This is a genomic window from Neisseria sp. P0018.S001 (genome assembly GCF_051957355.1).
Lineage (GTDB): Bacteria > Pseudomonadota > Gammaproteobacteria > Burkholderiales > Neisseriaceae > Neisseria > Neisseria subflava_A.
Map to the genome: position 1 here is coordinate 1 of NZ_JBQCWN010000002.1, position 24,453 is coordinate 24,453.

17 protein-coding genes and 2 pseudogenes are annotated in these 24,453 nt (G+C 49.2%); 3 read left to right on the plus strand and 16 right to left on the minus strand.

Annotated elements, in window-relative coordinates:
* The 4 genes and pseudogenes from ACTHTJ_RS01500 to ACTHTJ_RS01515 form a co-directional block, all read right to left on the minus strand.
* Window positions 1-1,643, minus strand: a pseudogene (locus tag ACTHTJ_RS01500) (hypothetical protein); the annotation flags it as partial.
* 81 nt (window positions 1,644-1,724) lie between these two features.
* Window positions 1,725-2,096 (minus strand): annotated as a pseudogene (locus tag ACTHTJ_RS01505) (hypothetical protein); the annotation flags it as partial.
* The gene (locus tag ACTHTJ_RS01510; RefSeq protein WP_440360846.1) at window positions 2,018-3,199 is read right to left on the minus strand and encodes an ESPR-type extended signal peptide-containing protein; all 1,182 of its coding nucleotides are present in this window, start codon (window positions 3,197-3,199) and stop codon (window positions 2,018-2,020) included. The pseudogene ACTHTJ_RS01505 and the gene ACTHTJ_RS01510, both read right to left, overlap by 79 nt.
* A 559-nt stretch (window positions 3,200-3,758) precedes the next feature.
* On the minus strand, window positions 3,759-4,379 hold the full coding sequence (locus ACTHTJ_RS01515) for an L-threonylcarbamoyladenylate synthase (protein WP_070583532.1): 621 nt from the start codon (window positions 4,377-4,379) through the stop codon (window positions 3,759-3,761).
* Between the two features lie 215 nt (window positions 4,380-4,594).
* Between ACTHTJ_RS01515 and dusA the strand changes: the two genes are divergently transcribed.
* The gene (dusA, locus tag ACTHTJ_RS01520; RefSeq protein WP_070460248.1) at window positions 4,595-5,599 is read left to right on the plus strand and encodes a tRNA dihydrouridine(20/20a) synthase DusA; all 1,005 of its coding nucleotides are present in this window, start codon (window positions 4,595-4,597) and stop codon (window positions 5,597-5,599) included.
* A gap of 237 nt (window positions 5,600-5,836) precedes the next feature.
* On the opposite strand, the gene ACTHTJ_RS01525 is transcribed toward dusA, so the two are convergent.
* From ACTHTJ_RS01525 to glnA, 10 genes are all read right to left on the minus strand, one after another.
* Window positions 5,837-10,639 (minus strand): collagen-flanked surface repeat-containing protein, encoded by a 4,803-nt coding sequence (locus tag ACTHTJ_RS01525; protein ID WP_440362658.1) that lies wholly within the window; start codon window positions 10,637-10,639, stop codon window positions 5,837-5,839.
* A gap of 767 nt (window positions 10,640-11,406) precedes the next feature.
* A complete protein-coding gene (locus ACTHTJ_RS01530; protein ID WP_273620690.1) occupies window positions 11,407-11,535 on the minus strand; it encodes a hypothetical protein in 129 nt (42 codons plus the stop codon).
* A 201-nt stretch (window positions 11,536-11,736) separates the two neighbouring features.
* Window positions 11,737-13,317, minus strand: a complete 1,581-nt coding sequence (gene purH, locus ACTHTJ_RS01535; protein ID WP_440360843.1) for a bifunctional phosphoribosylaminoimidazolecarboxamide formyltransferase/IMP cyclohydrolase — start codon at window positions 13,315-13,317, stop codon at window positions 11,737-11,739.
* Between the two features lie 217 nt (window positions 13,318-13,534).
* Entirely contained in the window at window positions 13,535-13,705 is a 171-nt protein-coding gene (locus ACTHTJ_RS01540) for a hypothetical protein (RefSeq protein WP_219089735.1), read from the minus strand.
* 65 nt (window positions 13,706-13,770) lie between these two features.
* Window positions 13,771-14,646 (minus strand): DMT family transporter, encoded by an 876-nt coding sequence (locus ACTHTJ_RS01545; RefSeq protein ID WP_219089427.1) that lies wholly within the window; start codon window positions 14,644-14,646, stop codon window positions 13,771-13,773.
* A gap of 180 nt (window positions 14,647-14,826) precedes the next feature.
* The gene (locus tag ACTHTJ_RS01550) at window positions 14,827-15,066 is read right to left on the minus strand and encodes a Fis family transcriptional regulator (protein ID WP_070459344.1); all 240 of its coding nucleotides are present in this window, start codon (window positions 15,064-15,066) and stop codon (window positions 14,827-14,829) included.
* 70 nt (window positions 15,067-15,136) lie between these two features.
* Window positions 15,137-16,141, minus strand: coding sequence for a tRNA dihydrouridine synthase DusB (gene dusB / locus ACTHTJ_RS01555; RefSeq protein ID WP_440360842.1), 1,005 nt, complete (start codon window positions 16,139-16,141; stop codon window positions 15,137-15,139).
* Window positions 16,142-16,272: 131 nt separating this feature from the next.
* Window positions 16,273-16,923, minus strand: a complete 651-nt coding sequence (locus tag ACTHTJ_RS01560; RefSeq protein ID WP_070585035.1) for a site-2 protease family protein — start codon at window positions 16,921-16,923, stop codon at window positions 16,273-16,275.
* A 71-nt stretch (window positions 16,924-16,994) separates the two neighbouring features.
* Complete coding sequence (locus ACTHTJ_RS01565; protein ID WP_070585037.1) at window positions 16,995-18,239, minus strand: hypothetical protein; 1,245 nt, start codon at window positions 18,237-18,239, stop codon at window positions 16,995-16,997.
* 210 nt (window positions 18,240-18,449) lie between these two features.
* Window positions 18,450-19,868 carry a type I glutamate--ammonia ligase gene (glnA, locus tag ACTHTJ_RS01570; RefSeq protein ID WP_049328869.1) on the minus strand — a complete coding sequence of 473 codons (1,419 nt, stop codon included), beginning with the start codon at window positions 19,866-19,868 and terminating at the stop codon, window positions 18,450-18,452.
* A gap of 198 nt (window positions 19,869-20,066) precedes the next feature.
* On the opposite strand from glnA, the gene aroE reads away from it, so the two are divergent.
* Entirely contained in the window at window positions 20,067-20,876 is an 810-nt protein-coding gene (gene aroE / locus ACTHTJ_RS01575) for a shikimate dehydrogenase (protein ID WP_070585039.1), read from the plus strand.
* A 2-nt stretch (window positions 20,877-20,878) separates the two neighbouring features.
* The gene (gene mtgA, locus ACTHTJ_RS01580) at window positions 20,879-21,580 is read left to right on the plus strand and encodes a monofunctional biosynthetic peptidoglycan transglycosylase (RefSeq protein ID WP_003684244.1); all 702 of its coding nucleotides are present in this window, start codon (window positions 20,879-20,881) and stop codon (window positions 21,578-21,580) included.
* A 39-nt stretch (window positions 21,581-21,619) separates the two neighbouring features.
* Here mtgA and pncB read toward each other — a convergent pair whose 3' ends face one another.
* Together pncB and ACTHTJ_RS01590 are read right to left on the minus strand one after the other, a co-directional pair.
* Window positions 21,620-22,840 (minus strand): nicotinate phosphoribosyltransferase, encoded by a 1,221-nt coding sequence (gene pncB, locus ACTHTJ_RS01585; RefSeq protein WP_070585041.1) that lies wholly within the window; start codon window positions 22,838-22,840, stop codon window positions 21,620-21,622.
* A 92-nt stretch (window positions 22,841-22,932) separates the two neighbouring features.
* Window positions 22,933-24,228: a M23 family metallopeptidase gene (locus ACTHTJ_RS01590; RefSeq protein ID WP_440360841.1), complete on the minus strand. Its 1,296-nt coding sequence runs from the start codon at window positions 24,226-24,228 to the stop codon at window positions 22,933-22,935.
* Window positions 24,229-24,453: the final 225 nt, after the last annotated feature.

Below are 24,453 nucleotides of genomic sequence, written 5' to 3' on the forward strand. Positions count from 1 at the left end.
ATGTTGTCGTCGCCGGCAACGGTCACGGTGGAGCCGAGTTTTTCGATATTGGTGCTGCCGCTGTCGCCGTTGAAGGTCAGGCCTTTGCTGTCAACGGCGGTTTTGGCATCTACGCCTTTTTGGATGTTATCTTTAGTGCTTTGAGCGAGATCGATACTGTAATTAGTTGTGACTGCGCCATCGGATGCAGTTGTGGTATTAGAATTCAAATTCAAAGCATTGGAAACTTGTACCGTTGCTTTATCTGCGCTGACGGTATAAGTGGTTTCTTTGCCTGAAGTTGTTTTATTAACGTGCGTGTTGCTGCCTGCCGCTACATTGGTTGTGGTTTTGGCATTATTGATGGCATTGGCTACATCGCCGGCAGTCGCTACACCGGCAGTCGGTGCGGACACTGTGCCATTATTATTGACAGACAATGTGCCTTGAGTGACGTTGATTTGGACTTTTGACGCATTCTCGCCATCGGTAACTGCAACGGTCGTCAAGTTGCCATTAGCGTAATTGACGGTACCGTTGTTATTGATACGGGATTTGTCTGTACCGTTTTGTTGGATATTGTGTCCAACATTGTTCATCACTGTGTACAGTTGGCTACCATTAACTGCATCGGTTGAAGTGGCGGAAATACGGCCTGCGGCAACATTGTGAATTTGGCGTTCATTGCCTGCGCTGCCTACAGAAACCGCGCCTGTTTTAGCAGATGAAGAAGCTGAATAGCTGACATTGGTCGTCGCACCGCTATCGTTTTTGAATGTTGCATTTTTAGCTGTTGCATCAAAATTATTGGCAGTGCCAACAGCACCATTGCCCAATGCAACAGAGCTACCAACCGTAGTCGTCGCACCATTACCCAACGCAACTGAATCGCTTCCAGTCGCTTTTGCATTATTACCGCCGGCAAAACTATTCTGCCCGGCAGCTTGGGCTGAGGAACCAATAGCGGTGGAATAAAGGCCTGAACTGTTTGCCTGCTTACCAATGGCGATAGAATAAGCTTGCATTGTCTGCGCCTGATGACCAATTGCAACAGAATCATCACCGACTGCATTTGACAAATAGCCCATTGCCGTACCGTTATTTTGTGCTGCTGCCCTTGCACCGACAACAGTTGCATTTTCGTAGTTGGCTCTACTGTGAGCACCGACGACTATAGAGTAATTGCGATCATTTTCTGTGTTCAAACCTATGGCAATAGAGCCTGTACCGCGGGAATTGGCATTAGAGCCTAAAGCCACGGCTCCCACAGTTCCTGAAGTTACAGTTGCATTTGGGCCAACGGCAACAGAAGACGAACCAAGTACGTTGGCATTATGGCCCAAGGAAACACTACCCGTCGCACCTGTACTTGTTGCTGCATTTGGTCCGATGGCAATCGAATTGGTTGCTTTTGCGCCATCATTATTCCAGTTTTTCGTACCGTCAGTTTTGCCTTCTTCTGACTTAACAGAAAAATAACGAACGCGTTCAAGCGCATTCAATACGCCATAAAGTTGAGAGCCGTTGATGGCATCAGTAGAAGTAGCAGAAATATCGCCAGGGGATACATTGATAATTTGGCGTTCGTAACCTTGAGAACCAACAGACACAACATCACCGGCATCGGTAGTTTGACCGCCTGCCCAAGTGTAGGTTACACCCATAATTTCGCGTTGAACGTATGCCCGACCTTCTTTATCGGTTTTAGAAGCCGTACCCAAAGCTACAGAGTTCAGCAAAGTTGCTTTTGCACCTGTACCCAAAGCTACACCGCCAAAGGCAGTGGCCTGAGATTTGGTACCGATAGCCAGAGACAAATCGGCAGATGAATTAGACTGCACACCTAATGCAACAGAACCTTGACCGGCAATAGTATTACCATAAGAACCGTGATTCATCGTATCACCAGTCATCTCTTTATAAATATCACGCAGACTTTTACCGCTCAGCGTATATTCACCGGTCTTTGCACCTTTTTCATTATATTTGATGAATTTATCCGTTGCATTGCCAGAATATCGAGTACTACCTACCGAATCTAAATCATCACCACCAATAGCAACAGATGAATTACCATTAGCCAAGACATTGCCGCCAACCGCAATAGATTGGTCTCCCTTTGCCCACGCACCCTCACCTCAGGTCTGCCCTGTGGATCAACACGGTTACCTGAACCAATAGCAATAGACTGGGTTATCTTAGAACTACTTGAATCGCCTACTCGAGCCGTATTACCAATAGCAATATTATTGTGCGTTACATTCACATTCATAATATTTTGCGAAAGAACTCCAGATGCACGTCCAATAGCAATCGTACCAAGTCCGGTTGCATTCGCGTCTGCACCAAGTGCAATAGCACTTGATGCTGCATTACCCGAAGCTGGAGAATTTGCCACTGCACTTTTACCGATGGCAATGGTATTTCCAGTTTGAGCTTGGGCTGAATTACCTATGGCGATAGACTCACTTTGATAACCCACTGCATTGGTACCGATTGCAATGGCATTTTGCGCATTGGCTGCAGCCTGACTGCCGCTGCCAATTGCAATGCCGTCTTGACCTCTTGATGTGCTGGATTGGCCCAAAGCCATTGAGCCTATACCAAATGCTTGCGCCGAATTACCCAATGCTGTTGTGTTCGTATTATTGGCAAGAGCATTCTTACCTACCGCTGTCGCTTGCGTACCATTTGCTTTGGAATCTGCACCCAATGCTGTTGAATCTGCAGAAACAGCATTGGCACTTTTACCTATCGCTGTTGCATTTGAACTACTTGCACTTGTATCTGCACCCATCGCAACAGCATGATTTTGAGTAGCTTTGGCATTTGTACCAACAGCAAGGCTGTTATTATGTGTTGCATTTGCACTCGTACCTACCGCAACTGCACCATTAGCCGTAGCATTGGCTGATGCTCCTACTGACAGGGCACCAATACCGGTCGCTGTTGCACCACTAACCGCAGTAGCACTGGTCGGAGGATCAACCGCAATTTTTCCTTGTTGAGCAGTTGCCGCATACGAATTACCTGCACCCAAAAGAGCTGCCGAAATTACTGTCAATCTGAAAACTGTCGCAATACCATTTTTACCGGATTCGGCAGATACATCTGTACTGTTTTGTTCTGCGGACGATTTCACACGGCCTTTGGCTAATTCGGACGTTACAACGAAAGATTGAATCGTACGGTTCCAAACGACTTTAAATATCTTATTCATTAGTGTGTCTTTCTCTTTTTATGATGAGTAAAAGCGTAGGCGTGAGCATGACGCTACTTTAAAAAATCTATTGCGGAGGATTTCCCTGCAAAATGCTTGCTTCGAGCTGACGTTTATTGTCACTTTAAGACGAAATTTAGGTCTTTCACTATCTCGAAATGAAATAGTATTTCATACTTACTAAATATCCGCTAGTCAGAAATATCAACCGATTATCTTTAATTTCTAAATGAAATTACGGCTTTCAACCAAAAAACCAATTATCAAAAGGGCTCCAGCCATGTTTCTATTGATAAGCGGTTTGTTGTATTCCATTGACAAGTCATAAGCAAGTACAGTAATCATGCAACTCATATGCCAATTATTTAAAATATTATTTATTAAAAAACGAAAGAAAAAGGCCGTCTGAAATGTTTCAGACGGCCTTTAATGAAATGATATTGAACAACTACTTACATTGAATAATTTGGTTTTTAAGCTATCAATAAAATCGGCAATATGCTTTTAATACATAATAGAAAGAACACGCATATCCCTACTTATACAAACGCGGGTGGTTTTACAAACCGAATACGGCAATATCGCCCTTGCCTTGACGAATCAGCTCGGTACCATCGGTCATATCGATAACCGTCGTCGGCTCAGTACCGCACCAGCCACCATCAATAACCAAATCAACAGCATGCTCAAGACAGTCTCGGATTTCGTATGGATCGGTCAATGGCTCGTCGTCTTCGGGCAGCATGAGGGTGCAACTTAAAATAGGTTCGCCCAATTCTTGCAAAAGCGCCAAGGCAGTAGCGTTATTGGGAACACGCAGGCCGATGGTTTTGCGCTTGGGATGAAGCGTGCGATTGGGTACTTCTTTGGTTGCCTGCAAGATAAAGGTGTAGCTGCCGGGCGTAGCTGCTTTAAGCTGGCGGAATTGGGCATTATCTACTTTGGCGTAAGTACCCAATTCGCTCAAATCGGCACACATCAAGGTCAGATGGTGTTTTTGATCGATTTTGCGGATTGTGAGAATGCGCTCCATCGCGGTTTTGTCGCCTAGTTTGCAACCCAGCGCATAGCAGGAATCCGTAGGGTAAACGATGACACCGCCACTGCGGACAATATCGGCGGCTTGCTTGATGAGGCGGTCTTGGGGATTATCGGGATGGATGGCGAAAAATTGTGCCATGTTTTTTTCCTTATCATTCTAATGGTTTGTTGTTTGACATTTTAAAACTTATTTGGCCGTCTGAATATTGGATTTCCACCACAATGAATGGATTTAGCCTTAGCTACAACACGGCTGACCCAGTGATCCTTATATATAATTTTGATTTACCGGCCGATATCGAAAGTCAATTTAATACACTATATAATGCATTATTTTGTTTGAAAGTCATCTCAATGCCTGCTTCTTCCCTACCTTCCCGCCACTTGTCTGTCGCACCTATGCTTGATTGGACAGACAGACACTATCGCTTTATGGCGCGACAAATTACACGCAATGCTTGGCTTTATAGCGAAATGGTCAATTCAGGCGCAGTAGTTTACGGAGATAAAGACCGCTTTTTGAGTTTCAACGAAGGCGAGCAACCGGTAGCTTTACAGCTTGGCGGCTCAGATCCGCATGACTTGGCAATCGCTACCAAAGCGGCTGAAGCGTATGGCTATAATGAAGTCAACCTAAATTGCGGCTGCCCCAGCCCACGCGTTCAAAAAGGCGCTTTCGGCGCTTGCCTGATGAATGATGTAGATTTGGTGGCAGATTGTTTGAACGCGATGCAGGATGCAGTTGAAATTCCGGTGACGGTCAAACACCGCATCGGTGTAGACAGACAAACAGAATATCAAGTCGTAGCAGATTTTGTGGGAACATTACACAAAAAAACAGCCTGCCGCACATTTATCGTCCATGCGCGTAATGCTTGGTTAGACGGTTTATCCCCGAAAGAAAACCGCGAAGTCCCGCCACTCAAATATGAATACGTCTATCGCTTAAAACAAAATTTTCCCGACTTGGAAATTTTGATTAACGGCGGCATCACCACCAACGAAGAAATCGCCGAACATCTGAAATTTGTCGATGGGGTCATGATCGGGCGCGAGGCTTATCATAATCCAATGCTGATGCGCAATTGGGATGTACTGTTTTACAACGACACACACGCACCAATCCAATACGCAGATTTAGCAGCTTGGCTATACGCATACAGCCGCGAACAAATCGCCTCAGGGCGCGGCACCATCCTACGCCACATCGTCCGCCATGCACTGGGCTTGATGCACGGCCTAAAAAATGCCCGCACTTGGCGCCGTATGCTCTCAGATGCCGCTTTGCTGAAAGACAACGACGGCAGCCTGATTCTAGACGCATGGAAAGAAGTCGAACGCGCAAATATTTGGGACTAATGCCATATCGTTCGAATAAATGAAAGGCCGTCTGAAACATCAAATGATGTTTCAGACGGCCTTTTAAATTACAACAGACTGCTAAAGATATATTCATTTCTCTTTGGCTACTATGATGATTAATTCATCGAATAAACCCAACACATAATCTAAGCATAAAAAAATGCGGCCTAAATAGGCCGCATTTACTTTGCTTCGTCTTTTCAGACGGCCTTTTCAGGCCGTCTGAAAGTCAGATTACCATTGGTAACCAACTGCTGCGGTAGCACCGAAGTGACCACGTGAGTTGCCGGAAGCAGTACCTTTGATGATCCAGTTACCACCATCGGAGATGCTAGAGAAGCCGACAGCGTAACCGGTTTCACCGCGGTAGTGACCGCCACCGATAGCCAGCATGCTCTTACCTGGCAAGTAAGCTTGTGGCAGACCGGCAGTAGCCAGAGCTTGAGCCACACCTGCGCGGGCGTTGTTGTCAACCTTGTTCACATTGCTGTTCACATCGCCGAATTTTTGGTTCAGCTGGTCAACGTTAACTGCATCGGTACCTTTCTTACCTGGAGCAACATTTTGGATAGTAGTATTGCCGGCATCGATACCACCTTGGTTGATGGTTACAGGACCTGCTTTCAGTTCGTTAGTAGTAACACTGTTAACGGTCAGATCAGGGTTCATGCTGACTTTCAGCGCATCGCCGTCTTTCTTAACGAAGATGTTTTGAACTTCTTTCTCTGAAGTCTTACCGGTTGCTTTGTCGAATACTTGAACTTTAGTACCCGCATCACCTTTAATCTGAATAGTGTTATTCAGAGGTTTGGAGATAGAGCCATCAGTAGTACCAGTCTCGTCAACCAGACCGAAGGTGCCATCAGCATCTTTACCGTCTTTACCGTCTTTACCGTCTTTACCGTCTTTACCATCTTTCACGGTTGCAGTAGAAGTAGAGATGACTTTACCGTCTTTATCGAAGTTGTTGATAGTGATGGTAGAAGTACCTTTAGCTTCATCACGCTCAACTTTACCTTCAGCAGACTTACCGTTGTCACCGGTATCACCTTTAGCTGCAGCTGTACCATCTTTAACAATGGTAGTAGTGGTATTACCTTCGCCATCAGTGATGGTTACAGTGTGAGTGCCGTTGCCGTTGTCTTTAACTTCGGCTTTAGCATTCTTACCGTCTGCACCAGTTGCACCGGTAGCGCCAGTTGCACCGTCTTTAACGATAGTAGTAGTGGTATTACCTTCGCCATCAGTGATGGTTACAGTGTGAGTGCCATTGCCGTTGTCTTTAACGTCGGCTTCAGCGTTCTTACCGTCGGCACCAGTTGCACCGGTAGCGCCAGTAGCACCGTCTTTAAGGATGGTAGTAGTGGTGTTACCGTTACCGTCTTTAATGGTTACAGTGTGGGTACCGTTGCCGTTGTCTTTAACGTCGGCTTCAGCGTTCTTACCATCGGCACCGGTTGCACCAGTTGCGCCGGTATCGCCTTTGGCACCAGTTGCACCGTCTTTAAGGATGGTAGTAGTGGTATTACCGTTACCGTCTTTGATGGTTACAGTGTGAGTACCGTTGCCGTTGTCTTTAACGTCGGCTTCAGCATTCTTACCATCTTTAATGATAGTAGTAGTGGTATTACCTTCACCATCAGTGATGGTTACAGTGTGAGTACCGTCGCCGTTGTCTTTAACGTCGGCTTTAGCATTCTTACCATCTACACCGTCTTTACCGTCTTTAACGATGGTAGTAGTGACTGAACCGGTATCAAGATCAGTAACAGTGATTGTATGGGTACCATCACCATTATCTACAACTTCACCTGTGATGCTGCCACCTTTTTCACCAGTGTCACCTTTAGCGCCAGCGGCACCAGTGTCACCTTTTTCGCCTTTTTCGCCAGCAGCGCCGGTATCACCTTTTTCGCCTTTTTCGCCAGCGGCGCCAGTGTCACCTTTTTCGCCTTTTTCGCCAGCGGCGCCAGTGTCACCTTTTTCGCCTTTTTCGCCAGCGGCGCCAGTGTCACCTTTTTCGCCTTTTTCGCCAGCAGCGCCGGTATCACCTTTTTCGCCTTTTTCGCCAGCGGCACCTGCGGCACCAGTGTCACCTTTCTCGCCTTTTTCGCCAGCGGCGCCAGTGTCACCTTTTTCGCCTTTTTCGCCAGCGGCGCCAGTGTCACCTTTCTCGCCTTTTTCGCCAGCGGCGCCAGTGTCACCTTTTTCGCCTTTTTCGCCAGCAGCGCCGGTATCACCTTTTTCGCCTTTTTCGCCAGCAGCGCCGGTATCACCTTTTTCGCCTTTTTCGCCAGCGGCGCCAGTGTCACCTTTTTCGCCTTTTTCGCCAGCAGCGCCGGTATCACCTTTTTCGCCTTTTTCGCCAGCGGCGCCAGTGTCACCTTTTTCGCCTTTTTCGCCAGCGGCGCCAGTGTCACCTTTTTCGCCTTTTTCGCCAGCGGCGCCAGTGTCACCTTTTTCGCCTTTTTCGCCAGCAGCGCCGGTATCACCTTTTTCGCCTTTTTCGCCAGCGGCACCTGCGGCACCAGTGTCACCTTTCTCGCCTTTTTCGCCAGCGGCGCCAGTGTCACCTTTTTCGCCTTTTTCGCCAGCGGCGCCAGTGTCACCTTTCTCGCCTTTTTCGCCAGCGGCGCCAGTGTCACCTTTTTCGCCTTTTTCGCCAGCGGCGCCAGTGTCACCTTTTTCGCCTTTTTCGCCAGCGGCGCCGGTATCACCTTTTTCGCCTTTTTCGCCAGCGGCGCCAGTGTCACCTTTCTCGCCTTTTTCGCCAGCGGCACCTGCGGCACCAGTGTCACCTTTCTCGCCTTTTTCGCCAGCGGCGCCAGTGTCACCTTTTTCGCCTTTTTCGCCAGCGGCGCCAGTGTCACCTTTTTCGCCTTTAGCGCCTGCTGCGCCAGTAGCGCCGTCTTTACCATCTTTACCGTTTTTACCGTCTTTTACGATGGTAGTAGTGACTGAGCCAGTACTTTCATTGGTAATAGTGATGGTATGAGTGCCGTCAGCGTCATTATCTTCAACTTCAATATTGTAGTTGGTGCCGTTTTCTCCAGTGTCACCTTTTTCGCCGGTATCGCCTTTAGGACCAGCAGGACCAGTATCGCCTTTTTCGCCTTTAGGGCCAGCAGGACCAGCATCACCTTTTTCGCCTTTAGGGCCAGCAGGACCAGCATCACCTTTTTCGCCTTTAGGGCCAGCAGGACCAGCATCACCTTTTTCGCCTTTAGGGCCAGCAGGACCAGCATCACCTTTTTCGCCTTTAGCACCACCACCTACTACGCTCAGGGTGTATTCGTTAGTGCCGTTTGAAGTCATTTTCAGACCTTCACCAGCGATCAGTTTCAGGGTGTTATTGGCATTTGATTTAGGATCGTATCTGTATGTACCTGCAGCTGGTGAGCTACCGCTACCATCGTGGCCTTGGAATACAAATGGATTCAGATTTTCGATGCGGCTTGCTACGGCGAACAATTGAGAGCCGTTGATTGCATCGGTAGAAGTTTGAGAAATACGGCCTGCGGCAACGTTTTGGATTTGACGTTCTTTACCTGCAGAACCTACAGACAATACTGCGCCGTTATTTAAACCGCTGGTTGCGCCTGCGAAACCACCGTAAGTGTAGCCGCCAACAGTACCACTGTTGGTAGGTACGAAGTTGCTGGTTGTAGAACCGTTACCCAGAGCTACGCTGTTTTCGATAGTAGATTTAGCTTCAGTACCCAAAGCCAAAGTGTTTTTAGCTGTTGCTTGAGCATCGTTACCCAGAGCAGTTGCATAATCACCACCATTGGCTTTAGCACCACGGCCTAATGCAATCGCTTGCGTAGAAGCAGCGTTACTTTGTACACCCAATGCTACCGCGTATCGAGCACCTGCTTTAGCAGCAGGACCGAATGCAGCCGCAGAAGTACCATCAGCTACGGAACCACGACCGATAGCTACGTCAGAACCTTGTTTCGCTTGAGCGTCGCCACCCAATGCTAATGCGCCGTTTTGCAGGGCTTGGGCGCGCTCACCGACAGCAATTGCTACGATACCAGTTGCTTGAGCTTCTGTACCGACTGCGATTGCCGAACCGGCATTGTTTACTGAGCCTTCCGCATTAGTACCGGCAGAAGTACCATTGGCTTTCGCACCATGGCCTACTGCAACGTCGGAAGCTTGTTGGGCATTTGACTTAGAACCTACTGCAATAGAGTTATTACCAACTGCTTGAGCAGCTTCAGCTGCCTCCATTGAACCACCAACTGCAACAGAGTTTACACCAGCAGCATTAGCCGATGTACCACCAGCAAAAGAGGCCGTACCGCTTGCTTTAGATGCTGCACCAACCGCAGTCGCACGTTCAGCAGAGGCTGCTGCATATCCACCCAATGCAGCTGCCGCACGACCAGAAGCATTAGATTGAACACCAACCGCAATGGCATTATCAACACTTGCAGCAGCGTTCTTACCTGTTGCAACCGTATTGGCTGCAGATGCATTTGCATTAAGACCAACAGCTACTGCTGCGGTACCAGGACCTTTATCAGCACCAGCTGGTACTTCACCACCAGCTTTTGCATTTTGACCAAGAGCAACTGCGGAATCCGCACTAGCGCTAGAGTATGAACCGATGCCAACAGATTGAATACCAATGGCTTTTGCTGACGTAGCCATAGCAAGCGCGTGGTCTTTGCTTGCTACAGTGTCTTTACCAATAGAAACAGTATTAGTCCACTTGGCAGTAGCATTTCTACCAATCGCAATTGAGTGTTGATGTGAGGCAGTTGCGTTAGGGCCTACAGCAACAGCTTCGCGTCCGGCAGTAGGGTTTGGCACATTATTTGGCGCAATATTAACTGCATCATTAGTACCTAGATCCGTACCAGCAATTGCACCGTTTGACACCGCCAAAGCACCTGCCGCTGCAACTGCAGCAGCTACGGCTTTACGCTTGTCAGAAGCGGATTTTTTGCCGTGTGCATGGCTGATTTCGGAAACCGCGGTCCATGTCTGGGTCGCGTGGTTCCAAATGACTTTAAAGACTTTATTCATATCGATTTTCCTGTAAGGGGTTTGATTTCTTTTGGGACGTGTTGCTCGGCTGTAAACTGCCTGTCCACACATTTGCCGCATTTCAGAGTTTCCCCTTTATGATGCGGTTTCATGCCGTAATCTCGTGTATGCAATTCCCGTGCCAAAAGTCTACACTCGGCCGAATAGCAGCTAAAAGCCTGTTTTATGGGATTTTATGCTGATACATTTTGGGAAGCTTGTGAAGTTTGGGAAACGATGTGCCGTTTTTTGTCAGCTTGTTTCTTAACAAGTCACTTTTTGTCAACTTCCTTCAATGCATTCGGAATCCTTGTCCAAATTTTATATGCGTTTGGTTTCGCAAATCAACTCTTCCGATAAAGTGTTATTTTTTCGCTCTCAACGGTAATCCCCGTTAGATTTACTTGTTGCTTTATTTAAACGCTTTTTCTAGCTATTTGATTTTACGTTTTTATTCTTAAACAATAATGATTATTAAATAATATATGATTTAGATAGTTTCTATTGTAATAGATTTGAATATTGGATTTATTTAGGTAATTAATGAAATTTGTATTGAAAATTGGTTTGAAACGTGTAATGGCTTTGCATAGCCTGTTTTTAGACGGCCTTGACCTTTCCTAACATATAAATAGTGCGCAAATGACACGAATTTATGCGCTATTAAGCCGATAGATAACATTAAAAAGGCAAGTGTAAAACTTGCCTTTACGTTTGGGATTTGTTTGTTTCCTATTGTAGAAAACCATGTCGTATTTCAGACGGCCTTACCAACGGAATGTTTGGGTTACGCCTGCGGAGGCGCCGTTGTTGCCGGCATAGCCGTAGCCGCCGGTATGACTGGAAGCGCAGGCGGTAAGTGTGGCGAGGGCAAGGATGAGGAGGATGTGTTTCATGTTTCTTGCTCTGAGGGGGTTAGCTTTAGACTTGGGCGGCGTTGTGTTGCTGCATAAATCGGGCTGGCTGGGGTTTGGTTGCTTTGTCCTGATTTACAGTTAGGCCGCTAAATTGTTTGATGATTGAAAAAGGCCGTCTGAAAACGGGTTTCATGATATTGAAACTTTGTTTTCAGACGGCCTTTATTTTATATCAGCTTATTAGTGGCGGAAATGACGGATGCCGGTGACGACCATGGCGATGCCGTGTTCGTCCGCTGCGTCAAAGACTTCTTGGTCGCGCATGGAGCCTGCTGGATGGATGATGGCTTTGATGCCCTGCTCGGCAATGACATCTACGCCGTCACGGAATGGGAAGAAGGCATCGGAAGCGGCACATGCGCCGTTGAGGTCGAGATTGGCATCTTGCGCTTTGCGGGCGGCGATGCGGGTGCTGTCCACGCGGCTCATTTGGCCTGCGCCGATGCCGTAGGTTTGACCGCCTTTACCGAAGACGATGGCGTTGGATTTGACGTATTTTGCGACGTTCCAAACAAACATCAGGTCGTTCCATTCTTGCTCGGTCGGTTGGCGTTTGGAGACGACTTTCAAATCGGCACGGCTAATACGGTGGATGTCGGGGGTTTGTACCAACAGTCCGCCGCCGACGCGTTTGAGTTCAAAGCGGTTGGCACCTGCTTCAAGCGGCACTTCCAATACGCGCACGTTTTTCTTGGCTGCGGCGATTTCGAGGGCCTCGGCGGTGAACTTCGGCGCCATGAGGACTTCCATAAATTGGTTGTCGGTAATTTGTTTGACGGTTTCGCCGTCGACTTCGCGGTTGAAGGCGATGATGCCACCGAATGCGCTGGTGGTGTCGGTGGCGTAAGCGAGTTTGTATGCATCCAAGGTATTGGAGGCGATGGCTACGCCGCACGGATTGGCGTGTTTCACGATCACGCAGGCCGGCGCGTCAAAGGATTTGACGGCTTCCCATGCGGCATCGGCATCGGCGATGTTGTTGTAAGACAATTCTTTGCCTTGCAGCTGTTTGTAGGCGGAAAGGCTGCCTGCGGCGGGGTAAATATCGCGGTAGAATGCGGCGCGTTGGTGCGGGTTTTCGCCGTAGCGCATGTCTTGCACTTTAATCCAATTTTGGTTGAACTGGCTTGGGAATTCGCCGATTTCGGGCGTGCCGCTCAAGACGTCGTCTGAAAGCGAGGTCAGGTAGTTGGAAATCATGCCGTCGTATTGGGCGGTGTGGCTGAATGCTTTGCGTGAGAGGTTGAAACGGGTTTTGTCGCTCAATGCGCCGTTGTTGGCTTCGAGTTCGGCGGCGATGGCCGGGAAATCGGCTGTGTCGGTAACGATGGCGACGTGTTTCCAGTTTTTCGCGGCAGAGCGCACCATGGTCGGGCCGCCGATGTCGATGTTTTCAATCGCGTCTTCCAGTGTGCAGTTTGGTTTGGCAATGGTGGCGGCGAAGGGGTAGAGGTTGACGCACACGAGGTCGATGTTACCGATGCCGTGTTCTTCCATCTTGGCGACGTGTTCGTCCAAATCGCGACGGCCGAGGATGCCGCCGTGGATTTTCGGATGCAGGGTTTTCACGCGGCCGTCGAGCATTTCGGGAAAACCGGTATAGTCGGCAACTTCGATAACGGGAACGCCTGCATCAGCCAAGAGCTTTGCTGTACCGCCGGTAGAGAGGATTTCAACACCGAGCTTGGTCAGGGTTTGGGCAAATTCGACTGCGCCTGTCTTGTCGGATAGGCTGATCAGGGCGCGTTTGATGGAAGACATTTGGATTTCCTTTGTTGAAGGTTTAATCAGTATGGGATGAAATTTCAGGGCGGTATTATCCTCCAGTTTCGCATTTTTAGCAGTAGGTTTTTGCAAATATTGTTAACAATTTTATTGTAAAAGGCCGTCTGAAATTTGGTTTCAGACGGCCTTTTGCTTTTGCCTATTTAAATCCCATTTTCTTTGCCACCCATACTGCGCCTGCCATGCCTGTACATCATGGCATGAGTAAGGCAATGGGGGCGTAGGTAAGCTGGCATTTGTGCGCGGCAAGCGGTCGGTTGTAATACTTGGCAATGATTGCCTGTACAGTGGCTTTGTCGTTATCGGGGGCAGCCGACGCCAAGATAGGGCAGGCAAGTACAAGTAGGGAAATAATGCGTTTCATGGAAATTTTCCCAAAATGTTTTATTAAAAATGATACTGCTGACTTGAGGCCGTCTGAAACCGTTTTCAGACGGCCTTTTTATGTTTGTTGCTCACACGTGTCAGCATACCGGCGACAAAAGTGGACGCAATAACGACGGTAATGCCCATCGCAGACAGGGTACTTAAATGTTCGCCCAAAATTAACACCGCCATGATAACGCCGATGACAGGCTCAAGCGAAATCAGCAGGCCGGAGACGTTGGCAGGGACTGTGTTCATGCCTTTGTTCCACAACAGATAGGCGAGCCAGCTACAGCCAATCCCCATATACAAAACCGACAGCGTACCGCCCCATGACCAATTGATTTGATAGCTGTCTGCCAACACCAGCGAAAACGGCAGGCACAACACCGCCGCCACCGCCATGGAAGCCGCGGTAAATGCAGGCGCACCAATACGGACAATCATCTGCTGGCTCGGACGTATCACGCCTGCAAAACCGAATCCTGCAAGTAAAATCAGCAAACAGCCGAACCAGTCAATCGTACCGCCTTCTTCTGCACCGCCCATGACCATCATGCCCACGCCGGCAAACGCCACTGCGCAGCAAATCCAGTGGTAAAGTTTGGCTTTGTCGTTGAAGAAGAAATGACCGACAAAGACCACCAGCAAAGGCTCCAACCCCACCATGGTAACTGCGCTGGCGGCGGATGTATATTTCAAACCGATAAACTGGAGCATCAAAACGACAACGTAGTTGACAAAGGAAATCCACAACAACGGCTTCCACTCGCTCCGCGGAATCCTGCCTAAATGACGACGGCACGACGGCAGCACCATCAATGCGGCAATCAACAACCGCGCCTCAACCATCAGCGCCGGGTCGAGCATCTCGTAGGAATATTTGGCAGCGATAAACGAGCTGCCCCAGATTAACAGTGCGAGTATTTGGTAAAGCATGGTTCAACTCATGGTAAAAAAATTAATCGTTTCTTCTCTGGTCTTCAGACGGCCTGAAGCCTTTTCAAGCTGTTTTTATTTTGATTGTGTCAGCGAATCCAAAAATATCTAAGCAATGGATAAATGACATGGCCGGTTCTTTCATTATAGGCAGGCAGAAATATCCGCCCTATCTCCCTATTACAACAAACCATGCTGCTGCAGCTTTTTACGCAGGGTATTGCGGTTCAACCCCAAAATGGCCGCCGCTTTAGATTGGTTGCCGCCGCATTGTTCCATCACGCAAATCAGCATCGGCTTTTCAACTTGGTGCAACACCATATCGTACACGCCGCAAGGTTCTGTACCATCCAAGTCTTTGAAGTATTGTCGTAAGTTTTGTTCAATACATTGCGCAATGTCAGTCGTCGTTTGATTCATCGTGATGTCTTTCTTTGAGTTTGTTTTTAAATAGATTTATTTTTTAGATGATAAGGCCGTCTGAAACTCTTCAGCTTTCCCGATAGTGACACACCCAGCGGTCGGTTTTCTCCGAAAGCGTCTCAAGATAGGCGGCAAGGGTGTCGTATTGTGCTGCGGCACTGTCCAAGCGGTTGATGTCCCGGCGTGTTTGTTCGCCGTCGGGCATTTCGTCGATGTACCAGCCGATGTGTTTTCGGGCGATACGCACGCCGGCAATTTCGCCATAAAATTCATGCATGGCGCGGATGTGATTCAAAATGGTGGCGTTGCATTCTGCCAAGCTCAAGGCCGGCGGCAAAACGCCGTATTCGGCGTAATGTTTTAAATCACGGAAAAGCCACGGCCTGCCTTGTGCGCCGCGCCCTATCATGATGCCGTCGGCGGCGGTTTGCTTGAGGACGGCAGCGGCTTTTTGCGGCGAAATAATATCGCCGTTGACCCAAACGGGGATGTTCAGACGGCCTTTGGTTTCGGCAATCAGTTCGTAACGCGCTTCGCCTTTGTACATCTGTGTACGGGTGCGGCCATGGATGGCAAGGGCTGCGATGCCTGATTCTTCGGCAATTTTGGCGATGGTCGGCAAGTTTTGATGTTCGTCATGCCAGCCCAAACGGGTTTTGAGGGTAACGGGTACGTCCACCGCATTTACAACGGCTTTCAAGATTTCGGCAACCAAAGGCTCGTTTTGCATCAACGCGCTGCCTGCCTGCACATTGCAGACTTTTTTGGCCGGACAGCCCATGTTGATGTCAATCACCTGCGCGCCCAAGCCGACGTTGTAACGCGCAGCTTCCGCCATCTGCTGCGGATCGCTGCCGGCAATCTGCACGGCCACCACTCCGCCCTCGCCTTCAAAATCGTTGCGGCGCAAGGTTTTTTTGGTATGGCGCAAGCTCGGATCGCTGGTCAGCATTTCGCATACCGCCCACCCTGCGCCAAACTCGCGGCAAATCCGGCGGAACGGTTTGTCCGTAATGCCTGCCATGGGGGCGAGTGCGATGGGGTTGTCAATGAAATAACCGCCGATGTGCATGATGTGTGCGCCAAATTGAAAGGGCTGAAATTGTACAATTTTTAAGCAACTTTTCCAATCGTATTTACATGTTGCACAATGAAAAAGGCCGTCTGAAACTGAATTTCAGACGGCCTTTTCAGCCAAAACATTTAAATAAACAGCATGACCACCATCTGCACTGCTGTCTGAATCATGGCAATAATCGGCCAAATCAGTTTGGCCAGCAGGCCGGTAAACAAAAGAATCAGGATAATCCATGTACCGTATGGCTCGATTTTACGGAACTGCATGGACTGCTTGGCGTTAAGGAAGGTATCGAGAAAAATACCGCCGTCCCAAGGCAAAATCGGAATCAGGCTGAATGCGACCCAAATCGAGTTCACCATCACGCCGTAACCGGCCATCTGCACCAACGGCGCTTGATAAGACTCAGGCACATACGCGGCAAGTACGACGACAAAACCCCAAAAGAACGCCAAAATCAGATTGGCAATCGGACCTGAAATCGACACCCAACGCCACGCGCGGCGCGGATCGCGGAAATTGCGCGAATCGATGGGCATAGGACGCGCCCAGCCGAACAGAAAACTGCCAATCATCAGACACACCAGCGGCACGACAATCGTACCGACAGGGTCGATGTGCGGCAGTGGATTGAGGGTCAAACGCCCGAACTGCTCGCCGGTATGGTCGCCCCAATACCGCGCCGTATAACCGCGTGCCACTTCGCGCACGGTAATGGCCAACAACACGGGCAATACTGCCAGCAAAAATACGCCTAAATCAAAATTTGCAAACATGGTTTTCCTTATCAAATATGCCGTCTGAAAACAAAAATATCCTTAAATATCCTTTCAGACGGCCTGAGGCTTTAATCGTCTTCTTTTTTATTCGAACTGAAAAACTCTTTCAGCTCTTTCCAAGTAATGCCCTTACCTTGCGGATTCAATTTGAAGACCGGTTTGCCGTAATTGCTGTACACACTGTCGCCGATAATATTAATGGCCTTATGTGTGCCGTTGATTTGCATATACATGCGGGAAGCCAACATGCGGCCTTTGCGGTCGAGATAATAGTCGACAACAAGATTGTTACCGAATATCCGCTGGACGCTAAGTGGCTGGTTATCACTTATGTTGACAGACATACTGAAAAATTCCCGCGCATTTTTATAATCTTCTTCTGTTGACCCTGGTTGAGGCGTTTTCTGTAATTTCGACAATTCTTCATCAAAAGCCTTAGCCATTGCCTTCATTACGACAGAATCATACTCCGGTTTCATGACATGACGTACACGATAGCGTGCATGGTTTGCCTTACCAAAGGCATCCATTTCTTTAAATACATATGCATCGGCAGGCATAGCCTTATTGGCACTCAAAAAAGCACGTACTCCCGCCTCTGCAATATGATCAAAAGGCACGCCTTTCGAATCACCAATTTCTTTCAAACTCAATTTTAAAGGTTCTTTGATTAAACGTTTACCGATTTTCTCATCGGTGTACACACTAATAATGGCAGCAGCACTGGCAGGCGGATCCATATAAATTTCCCATTTTTCCGCATCCAGTTTCATAGGAAGTTTGATACTAAGTTTTTCATTGTGGTTGTTGATGGCCAATTCAGGAATCATCTCAAACTGACGCGTTGATAGGTCAACAGCTACCTCATAATTCAGATGAACCCCTTCCATGTAACTGGATATGGCAGGATATTTATCCAGATAATCAACGGCAACTTGTGCGATATTGCCGTCCGGCAAGGCATCAAGCATTGCATTGCGGAACTCAGCCTCTTCTCGTTCAGAAAACTCCTGCTTCAAAGCAGCGTCGTCTTCTTGAGCAACCTCCATAGAGGCTGCCTCCTCCCCCTCTTTGGCTTTGGCATCCTCTGCTTTCGCTTCGGCTTTCTTTTCCACCTTTTCATCTGCCAATACAGCTTCAGCCAATGGGCTGATATATACTTGAGAGCTGCCTGTGATGTTAAAGCTGTGGTCTTCTTTTAAAATACGGTCATTGGAAATCGACATGACCTCGTGCGCGGTTTTGTGATCCAAATTACTGCACGCGCTCAAACCAAATGCTGCAGCAATGGCCAAACCAATTATCTTCTTCATTCTGCCCAACCTTTTTGATTAAATGATTCCGTTAGCACAATTTAACACAAGGCACCGATTCCATAAAGGCTTTCAAACAGCATGATTCATTGCTTCTCGCTATCATACCTAATTCAATCGCCCTATCTATTTCAAGCCTAAAGGCCGTCTGAAACTTCAAATCCAGTTTCAGACGGCCTTTGATTTCCTATTTAAAATGCCTCAGCTGTTTTACAGGCTGTAATACATTTCAAATTCCAGTGGATGCGGCGCCATGCGGATACGGCGGACATCTTCCTCTTTGAAGGCGATGTAGCTGTCGATCCAGTCTTTGCTGAACACGCCGCCGCGCAGGAGGAATTCGTGGTCGGCTTTGAGGGCGGCCAGTGCTTCTTCCAAAGAAGCGCAAACGGTTGGCACCAATGCATCTTCTTCCGGAGGCAGGTCATACAGGTTTTTATCGGCAGGGTCGCCCGGATGGATTTTGTTTTGAATACCGTCCAAACCGGCCATCAACAAAGCAGCAAATGCCAAGTATGGGTTGGCGGTCGGATCAGGGAAACGCGCTTCGATACGGCGTGCTTTGCTGCTGTTCACAGACGGAATGCGGATGGAAGCGGAACGGTTTTTGGCGGAGTATGCCAGTTTGGTCGGCGCTTCAAAGTGCGGCACGAGGCGTTTGTAGGAGTTGGTGGACGGATTGGTAATCGCGTTCAGGGCTTTGGCGTGTTTGATGATGCCGCCGATGTAATAAAGGGCGGTATCGGACAAACCGGCATAGCCGTCTCCTGAGAACAGGTTTTGACCATCTTTCCAAATGGATTGGTGAACGTGCATACCGCTGCCGTTGTCGCCCATAATCGGTTTGGGCATGAATGTAGCGGTTTTGCCGAAGTTGTGGGCAACGTTTTGAATCACGTATTTCATGTCTTGGGTTTGGTCGGCGCGTTTAACCAAAGTAGCGAAACGGGTACCGATTTCCATTTGGCTGCCGGTACCGACTTCGGCGTGATGGACTTCAACTTCGATGCCGAGTTCTTCCAAAACATTGACCATGGCAGAACGCAGGTCTTGGCCGCAGTCAATCGGCGCAACAGGTGCGTAACCGCCTTTGACGGTCGGACGGTGGCCGGTGTTTTGACCGTCCATGTGCAGGCCGCTTGACCATGCGCCGCTTTCGGAAGTGATTTCGTAACGGGTTTTGTGCATGTCGGTTTCAAATTCTACGCCGTCAAAAACGAAGAATTCAGGCTCGGGGCCGAAATAGGCGGTGTCGCCGATACCGGAAGATTTCAAATAGGCTTCGGCGCGGCGTGCGATAGAGCGGGGGTCGCGGTCATAGCCTTGGCCGTCGGCCGGGTCGATAACGTCGCAGGTAAAGACAACGGTGGTATCGTCGTAGAAAGGATCGACGAAGGCTGTAGACGCATCGGGACGCAACTGCATATCTGAAGCCTGAATACCTTTCCAACCGCCAATGGACGAACCGTCAAACGCTTGACCGTTTTCGAACCATTCTTCGGGATCGTCGAGGACGATGCGGGCGGGGATGGTAAAGTGGTGCTGCTTGCCTTTGGTATCGGTAAAGCGCAAATCTACGAAGCGGGCTTCGCTTTCTTCAATCAGTTTTACAGCGTCTTTGATGGACATCTTCAGCTCCTGAGGGAATGGGTTTAAGTTGTTATTCTACCACGGTAAGGCCGTCTGAAATACATCAGGGCACCCGTTTTTACGCAATGAAATATAGTTTCAGACTGTTTAATTGTCAACAATTTTACATTACGCTTTCTTAACATAAAGACCGCTATAATAAGCACTCTTTTCTTTTATTTCTGCAGAATCTGTTTTATGAACAATACCCCGCGTTACGCCGTTTTCGGCAATCCCGTTGCACACAGTAAATCGCCGCAAATCCATCAACAGTTTGCGCTGCAAGAAGGCGCGGCTATCGAATATGGGCGCATTTGTGCCGAAATCGGTGGTTTTGCCGAGGCTGTTGCGGCGTTTCGCGCCGAGGGTGGGCAAGGTGCGAATGTAACTGTTCCGTTCAAGCAGGAAGCTTTTGCGCTGGCGGACGAACATTCCGACCGCGCTTTGGCTGCCGGCGCGGTCAATACGCTGGTGTGGTTGGAAGACGGCAGAATACGCGGCGACAATACCGACGGTATCGGTTTGGCCAACGACATCACACAGGTCAAAAACATTGCCATCGAGGGCAAAACCATTTTGCTTTTGGGCGCAGGCGGCGCGGTGCGCGGCGTAATTCCTGTTTTGAAAGAACACCGCCCTGCCCGTATCGTCATTGCCAACCGTACCCATGCCAAAGCCGAGGAATTGGCGCGGCTTTTCGGCATTGAAGCCGTCCCGATGTCGGATTTGAACGGCGGTTTTGATATCATCATCAACGGCACATCCGGCGGCTTGAGCGGTCAGCTTCCTGCCGTCAGCCCTGAAATTTTCCGCGGCTGCCGCCTTGCCTACGATATGGTTTACGGCGAAGCGGCGCAGGCGTTTTTGAACTTTGCCCAAAGCAACGGCGCGGCCGAAGTTTCAGACGGCCTGGGCATGCTGGTCGGTCAGGCTGCCGCTTCTTACCATATTTGGCGCGGATTTACGCCCGATATCCGCCCTGTTATCGAATACATGAAAGCCCTGTAACCATGTTCCGCATCATCAAATGGCTGATTGCCCTGCCCATCGGCATCTTCATTTTCTTCAACGCTTATGTGTACGGCAACATCATTACCTACCGCGCCGTCGCCCCCAGCAAAACCGCCTTCATGTCCATGCGCATGAGCCAGTTTGCAAAAGAAGGCCGCGATGTCGAGCTGGATTACCGCTGGGTGCCTTACGACCAAATTTCCGTCAACCTCAAAAAAGCCCTGATTGCTTCCGAAGACGCCAACTTTGCCGAACACAGCGGCTTTGACTGGAACGGCATTAAATACGCCATGAAACGCAATAAGCAAAGCGGAGAAGTCAAAGCCGGCGGCTCGACCATCAGCCAACAACTGGCGAAAAACCTGTTTCTCAACGAAAGCCGCAGCTACATCCGCAAAGGCGAAGAAGCGGCAATTACCGCGATGATGGAAGCGGTTACCGACAAAGACCGAATTTTCGAGCTGTATCTGAACTCAATCGAGTGGCACTACGGCGTATTCGGCGCGGAAGCTGCGTCCCAGTATTTCTACAAGAAACCTGCCTCCGCCCTCACCCGCCAACAAGCCGCCAAACTCACGGCGCGCGTTCCGGCTCCGCTGTTTTACGCAGACCATCCTAAGAGCAAACGGATGCACAACAAAACCAATATCATCCTGCGCCGCATGGGTTCGGCAGAATTGCCCGAAAGCGATATGGATTAATTAAAAAGGCCGTCTGAACATTTCAGACGGCCTTTGTTTTTAGGCTTTCTCTTCCGGCTCAGGTACGTCAAACACTTGGCGCAGGTAAGCGAGGAAGGTGTTGTTGGTGGTCATGGTTTTGCCCGGGGAGTCGGAGAGCTTGGCGACGGATTGGCCGTTACACTCGACAAGCTTCAAGACAATGTTCAAAGGCGTGTGTCCCAAGTCGTTGGTCAGGTTGGTACCGATACCGAAACTGGTTTTGAAACGGTCTTTGAAGTATTGATGCAACGCCCATGAACGCTCAATATCGAGGCCGTCTGAAAAGGTCAGCATTTTGGTGCGGCTGTCGATTTTGAGTTTTTTGTAATGCTCGTAGGCTTTGTCGCCCCAAACATAAGGATCGCCGCTATCGTGGCGCAGGCCGTCGAAGAGTTTGGCAAAATAAAGGTCAAAATCGCGCAAGAAGGCATCCATGCCGACTACGTCGGTCAGTGCAATGCCGAGGTCGCCGCGGTATTCGTGTACCCAGCTTTCCAGCGCGGCTTTTTGGAAATTGCGCAAACGTACGTCCAAGGCTTGGAAGGCTTGGAGGAACTCATGCGCCATGGTGCCGATTGGTGTGATGCCGAGTTTTTTGGCCAGATAAACATTGCTGGTACCGCGCACGATATCGGGAGCGGCTTCTAATAAGGTACGGATAACGTGTTCCTGCCATGCGAGGGTGTAGCGGCGGCGTGTGCCGAAATCGGAAATAAGGAACGGCGGATCATTCGGATTTTGTGTAGCCGCAATTTCTTTCAGCTGTTGCGCTTTGGCCTGCAAACGGCGCTCGCCTTCTTCAATGACGGCAGGCGTTTCCAAGCGGCGGAAATAGAGTTCGTTGACGATGGCAAGAATGAAAATCTCGAAGAACATCGCCTGTATCATTGGGCCTTCGATGCGGATGTTCAGACGGCCTTGATTGTCAGGGTTGACTTGGACAAAGCGGCGTTGGAGTTGGAAAAGTTCGAGATAATCGACAAAGTCGCTTTTGATAAAGCGCAGGCTGCGCAGATAGTCGAGTTCGTCATGGGTAAAGCGCAGCTGGCACAGGGCGTCGAGTTCGCGTTCCAAGTCTTCTTGAATATCGGCCAGCGGATACACCATCTCTTTGTTGCGGCAGCGGAATTCGTAAAGGCTGTGGGTTTGCGGGAATTGGTGCAACACGACTTGCAGCATGGTGAATTTGTACAGGTCGGTATCAAGCAGGGATTGGATAATGGGCTGATGAGCAGACATAAGCTTTCTCTGAGTAAACGTGGGCGTTGAGGTATCAATTTTAGTGGAAAAGGCCGTCTGAAAGAAACCTTATTCAGACGGCCTTTATCTTATTAATCCAGCTGCGCTACGGAAACCGGCAAAGAGCGGATGGTAGACAACATCGTGCTGGCATCTTTTTGCTGTTTGCGGAACGCGGCCATATTGGTCGGGGTCAATTTCGGCGTCGGCAGGGCGACGGTAGTCGGGTTGACCGGCTGGCCGTTGACACGCGCTTCGTAGTGCAGGTGCGGGCCGGTCGAACGGCCGGTTGTACCCACAAAACCAATTACTTCGCCGGCACGGACTCTGCCGTCGGCAGGGCTGAACGCGCTCATGTGGCCGTACAGGGTTTCCACACCGTTGGCATGGCGAATCATCACGGTATTACCGTAGCCGCCTTTCCAACCTTTGAAAATCACTTCGCCGTCGGCAGCAGCCTTAATAGGCGTACCGGTCGGCGCGGCATAGTCGATACCGGTGTGCATACGGACGGTATGCAAAACCGGATGGACACGGTAGCCGAACGGAGAAGAAATGCGCGTGTATGCAACAGGCTCGGTATTAAAGCCTTCTTTTTGTTGCAGGGACTTACCGTTTTGGTCGTAGTAGCTACCGCTTTCTTCGTCGCCTTTGCCTTGGCTGTAATAATAGGCTTGATAAGTTTTACCGTCTTTAACCACTTCAGCCGCCAAAATATCGCCAACCGCCATTTGCTGGCCGCGGAAATACATGCTGTTGTACAAAAGACGCACGGTATCGCCTTCGCCCAAGTCGCTCATATTGAACGAATCGGCAAAGATTTCTTTGAGCTGGATATACACTTCGGAAGGGATTTCGGCACGGAGCATATCGCCGATGGCGGAAGTGCGGATTTGCACGGAGCGCAGGGTCGGCATGGTTTTCATGTCGATTTCGGCATTGGAGATGCGCCATTTGCCCTTAACTTTTTCCAAAGCCACCAAATTGCGTTCCAATTCTTCATCGGTAAAGAATTGAACATCGGTCACTTGGCCTGAAGAATCGATGCGGATATTGACGGATTGGTTGGTCCGCAGGTTTTTCATGTCGAGGTTGGCATTGTTTTTCGCCATGATTTGCTTGATGTCTTCCTGGTTGACACCCATGCGCGTCAAAACGTCTGCCAAAGAGTCGCCGGCTTGGACGGCTTCTTGCGCCCAATAGCTGGATTGATAGGTATTGGTTTCCACATAAACGGCAGGCAGCTCTTCGGAAATACGCTCGACTTTGAAATCGGTCTGTGCTGGTTGAGGGTCAGTAATGGCGTATGCGGTCATGCTGCCTGAAGCCGGCAGCAGAAACGCTAAGAGGGTTGCTTTGAATCGAGTGGAATATTTGTTTTTAATCACGCGTTATCCTTAATGGGGCGGTCTGTTTTTTGAGGTTTGCAGAATGCCGGCACATCCGGCCTGCCGCGACCGCCTGCTGGTTTAAACAGTTTTGGGGATAAAGGACTTTGAGTCTTTTTTCCGATCTGAAAATCAAGTTTTCATTCGGAATGAATGAGGTCGTGTTTGAGATTGACGTTATTATCAGGGCTATTGTGTTGATTTACACCCTGTTTTTCTGAAATT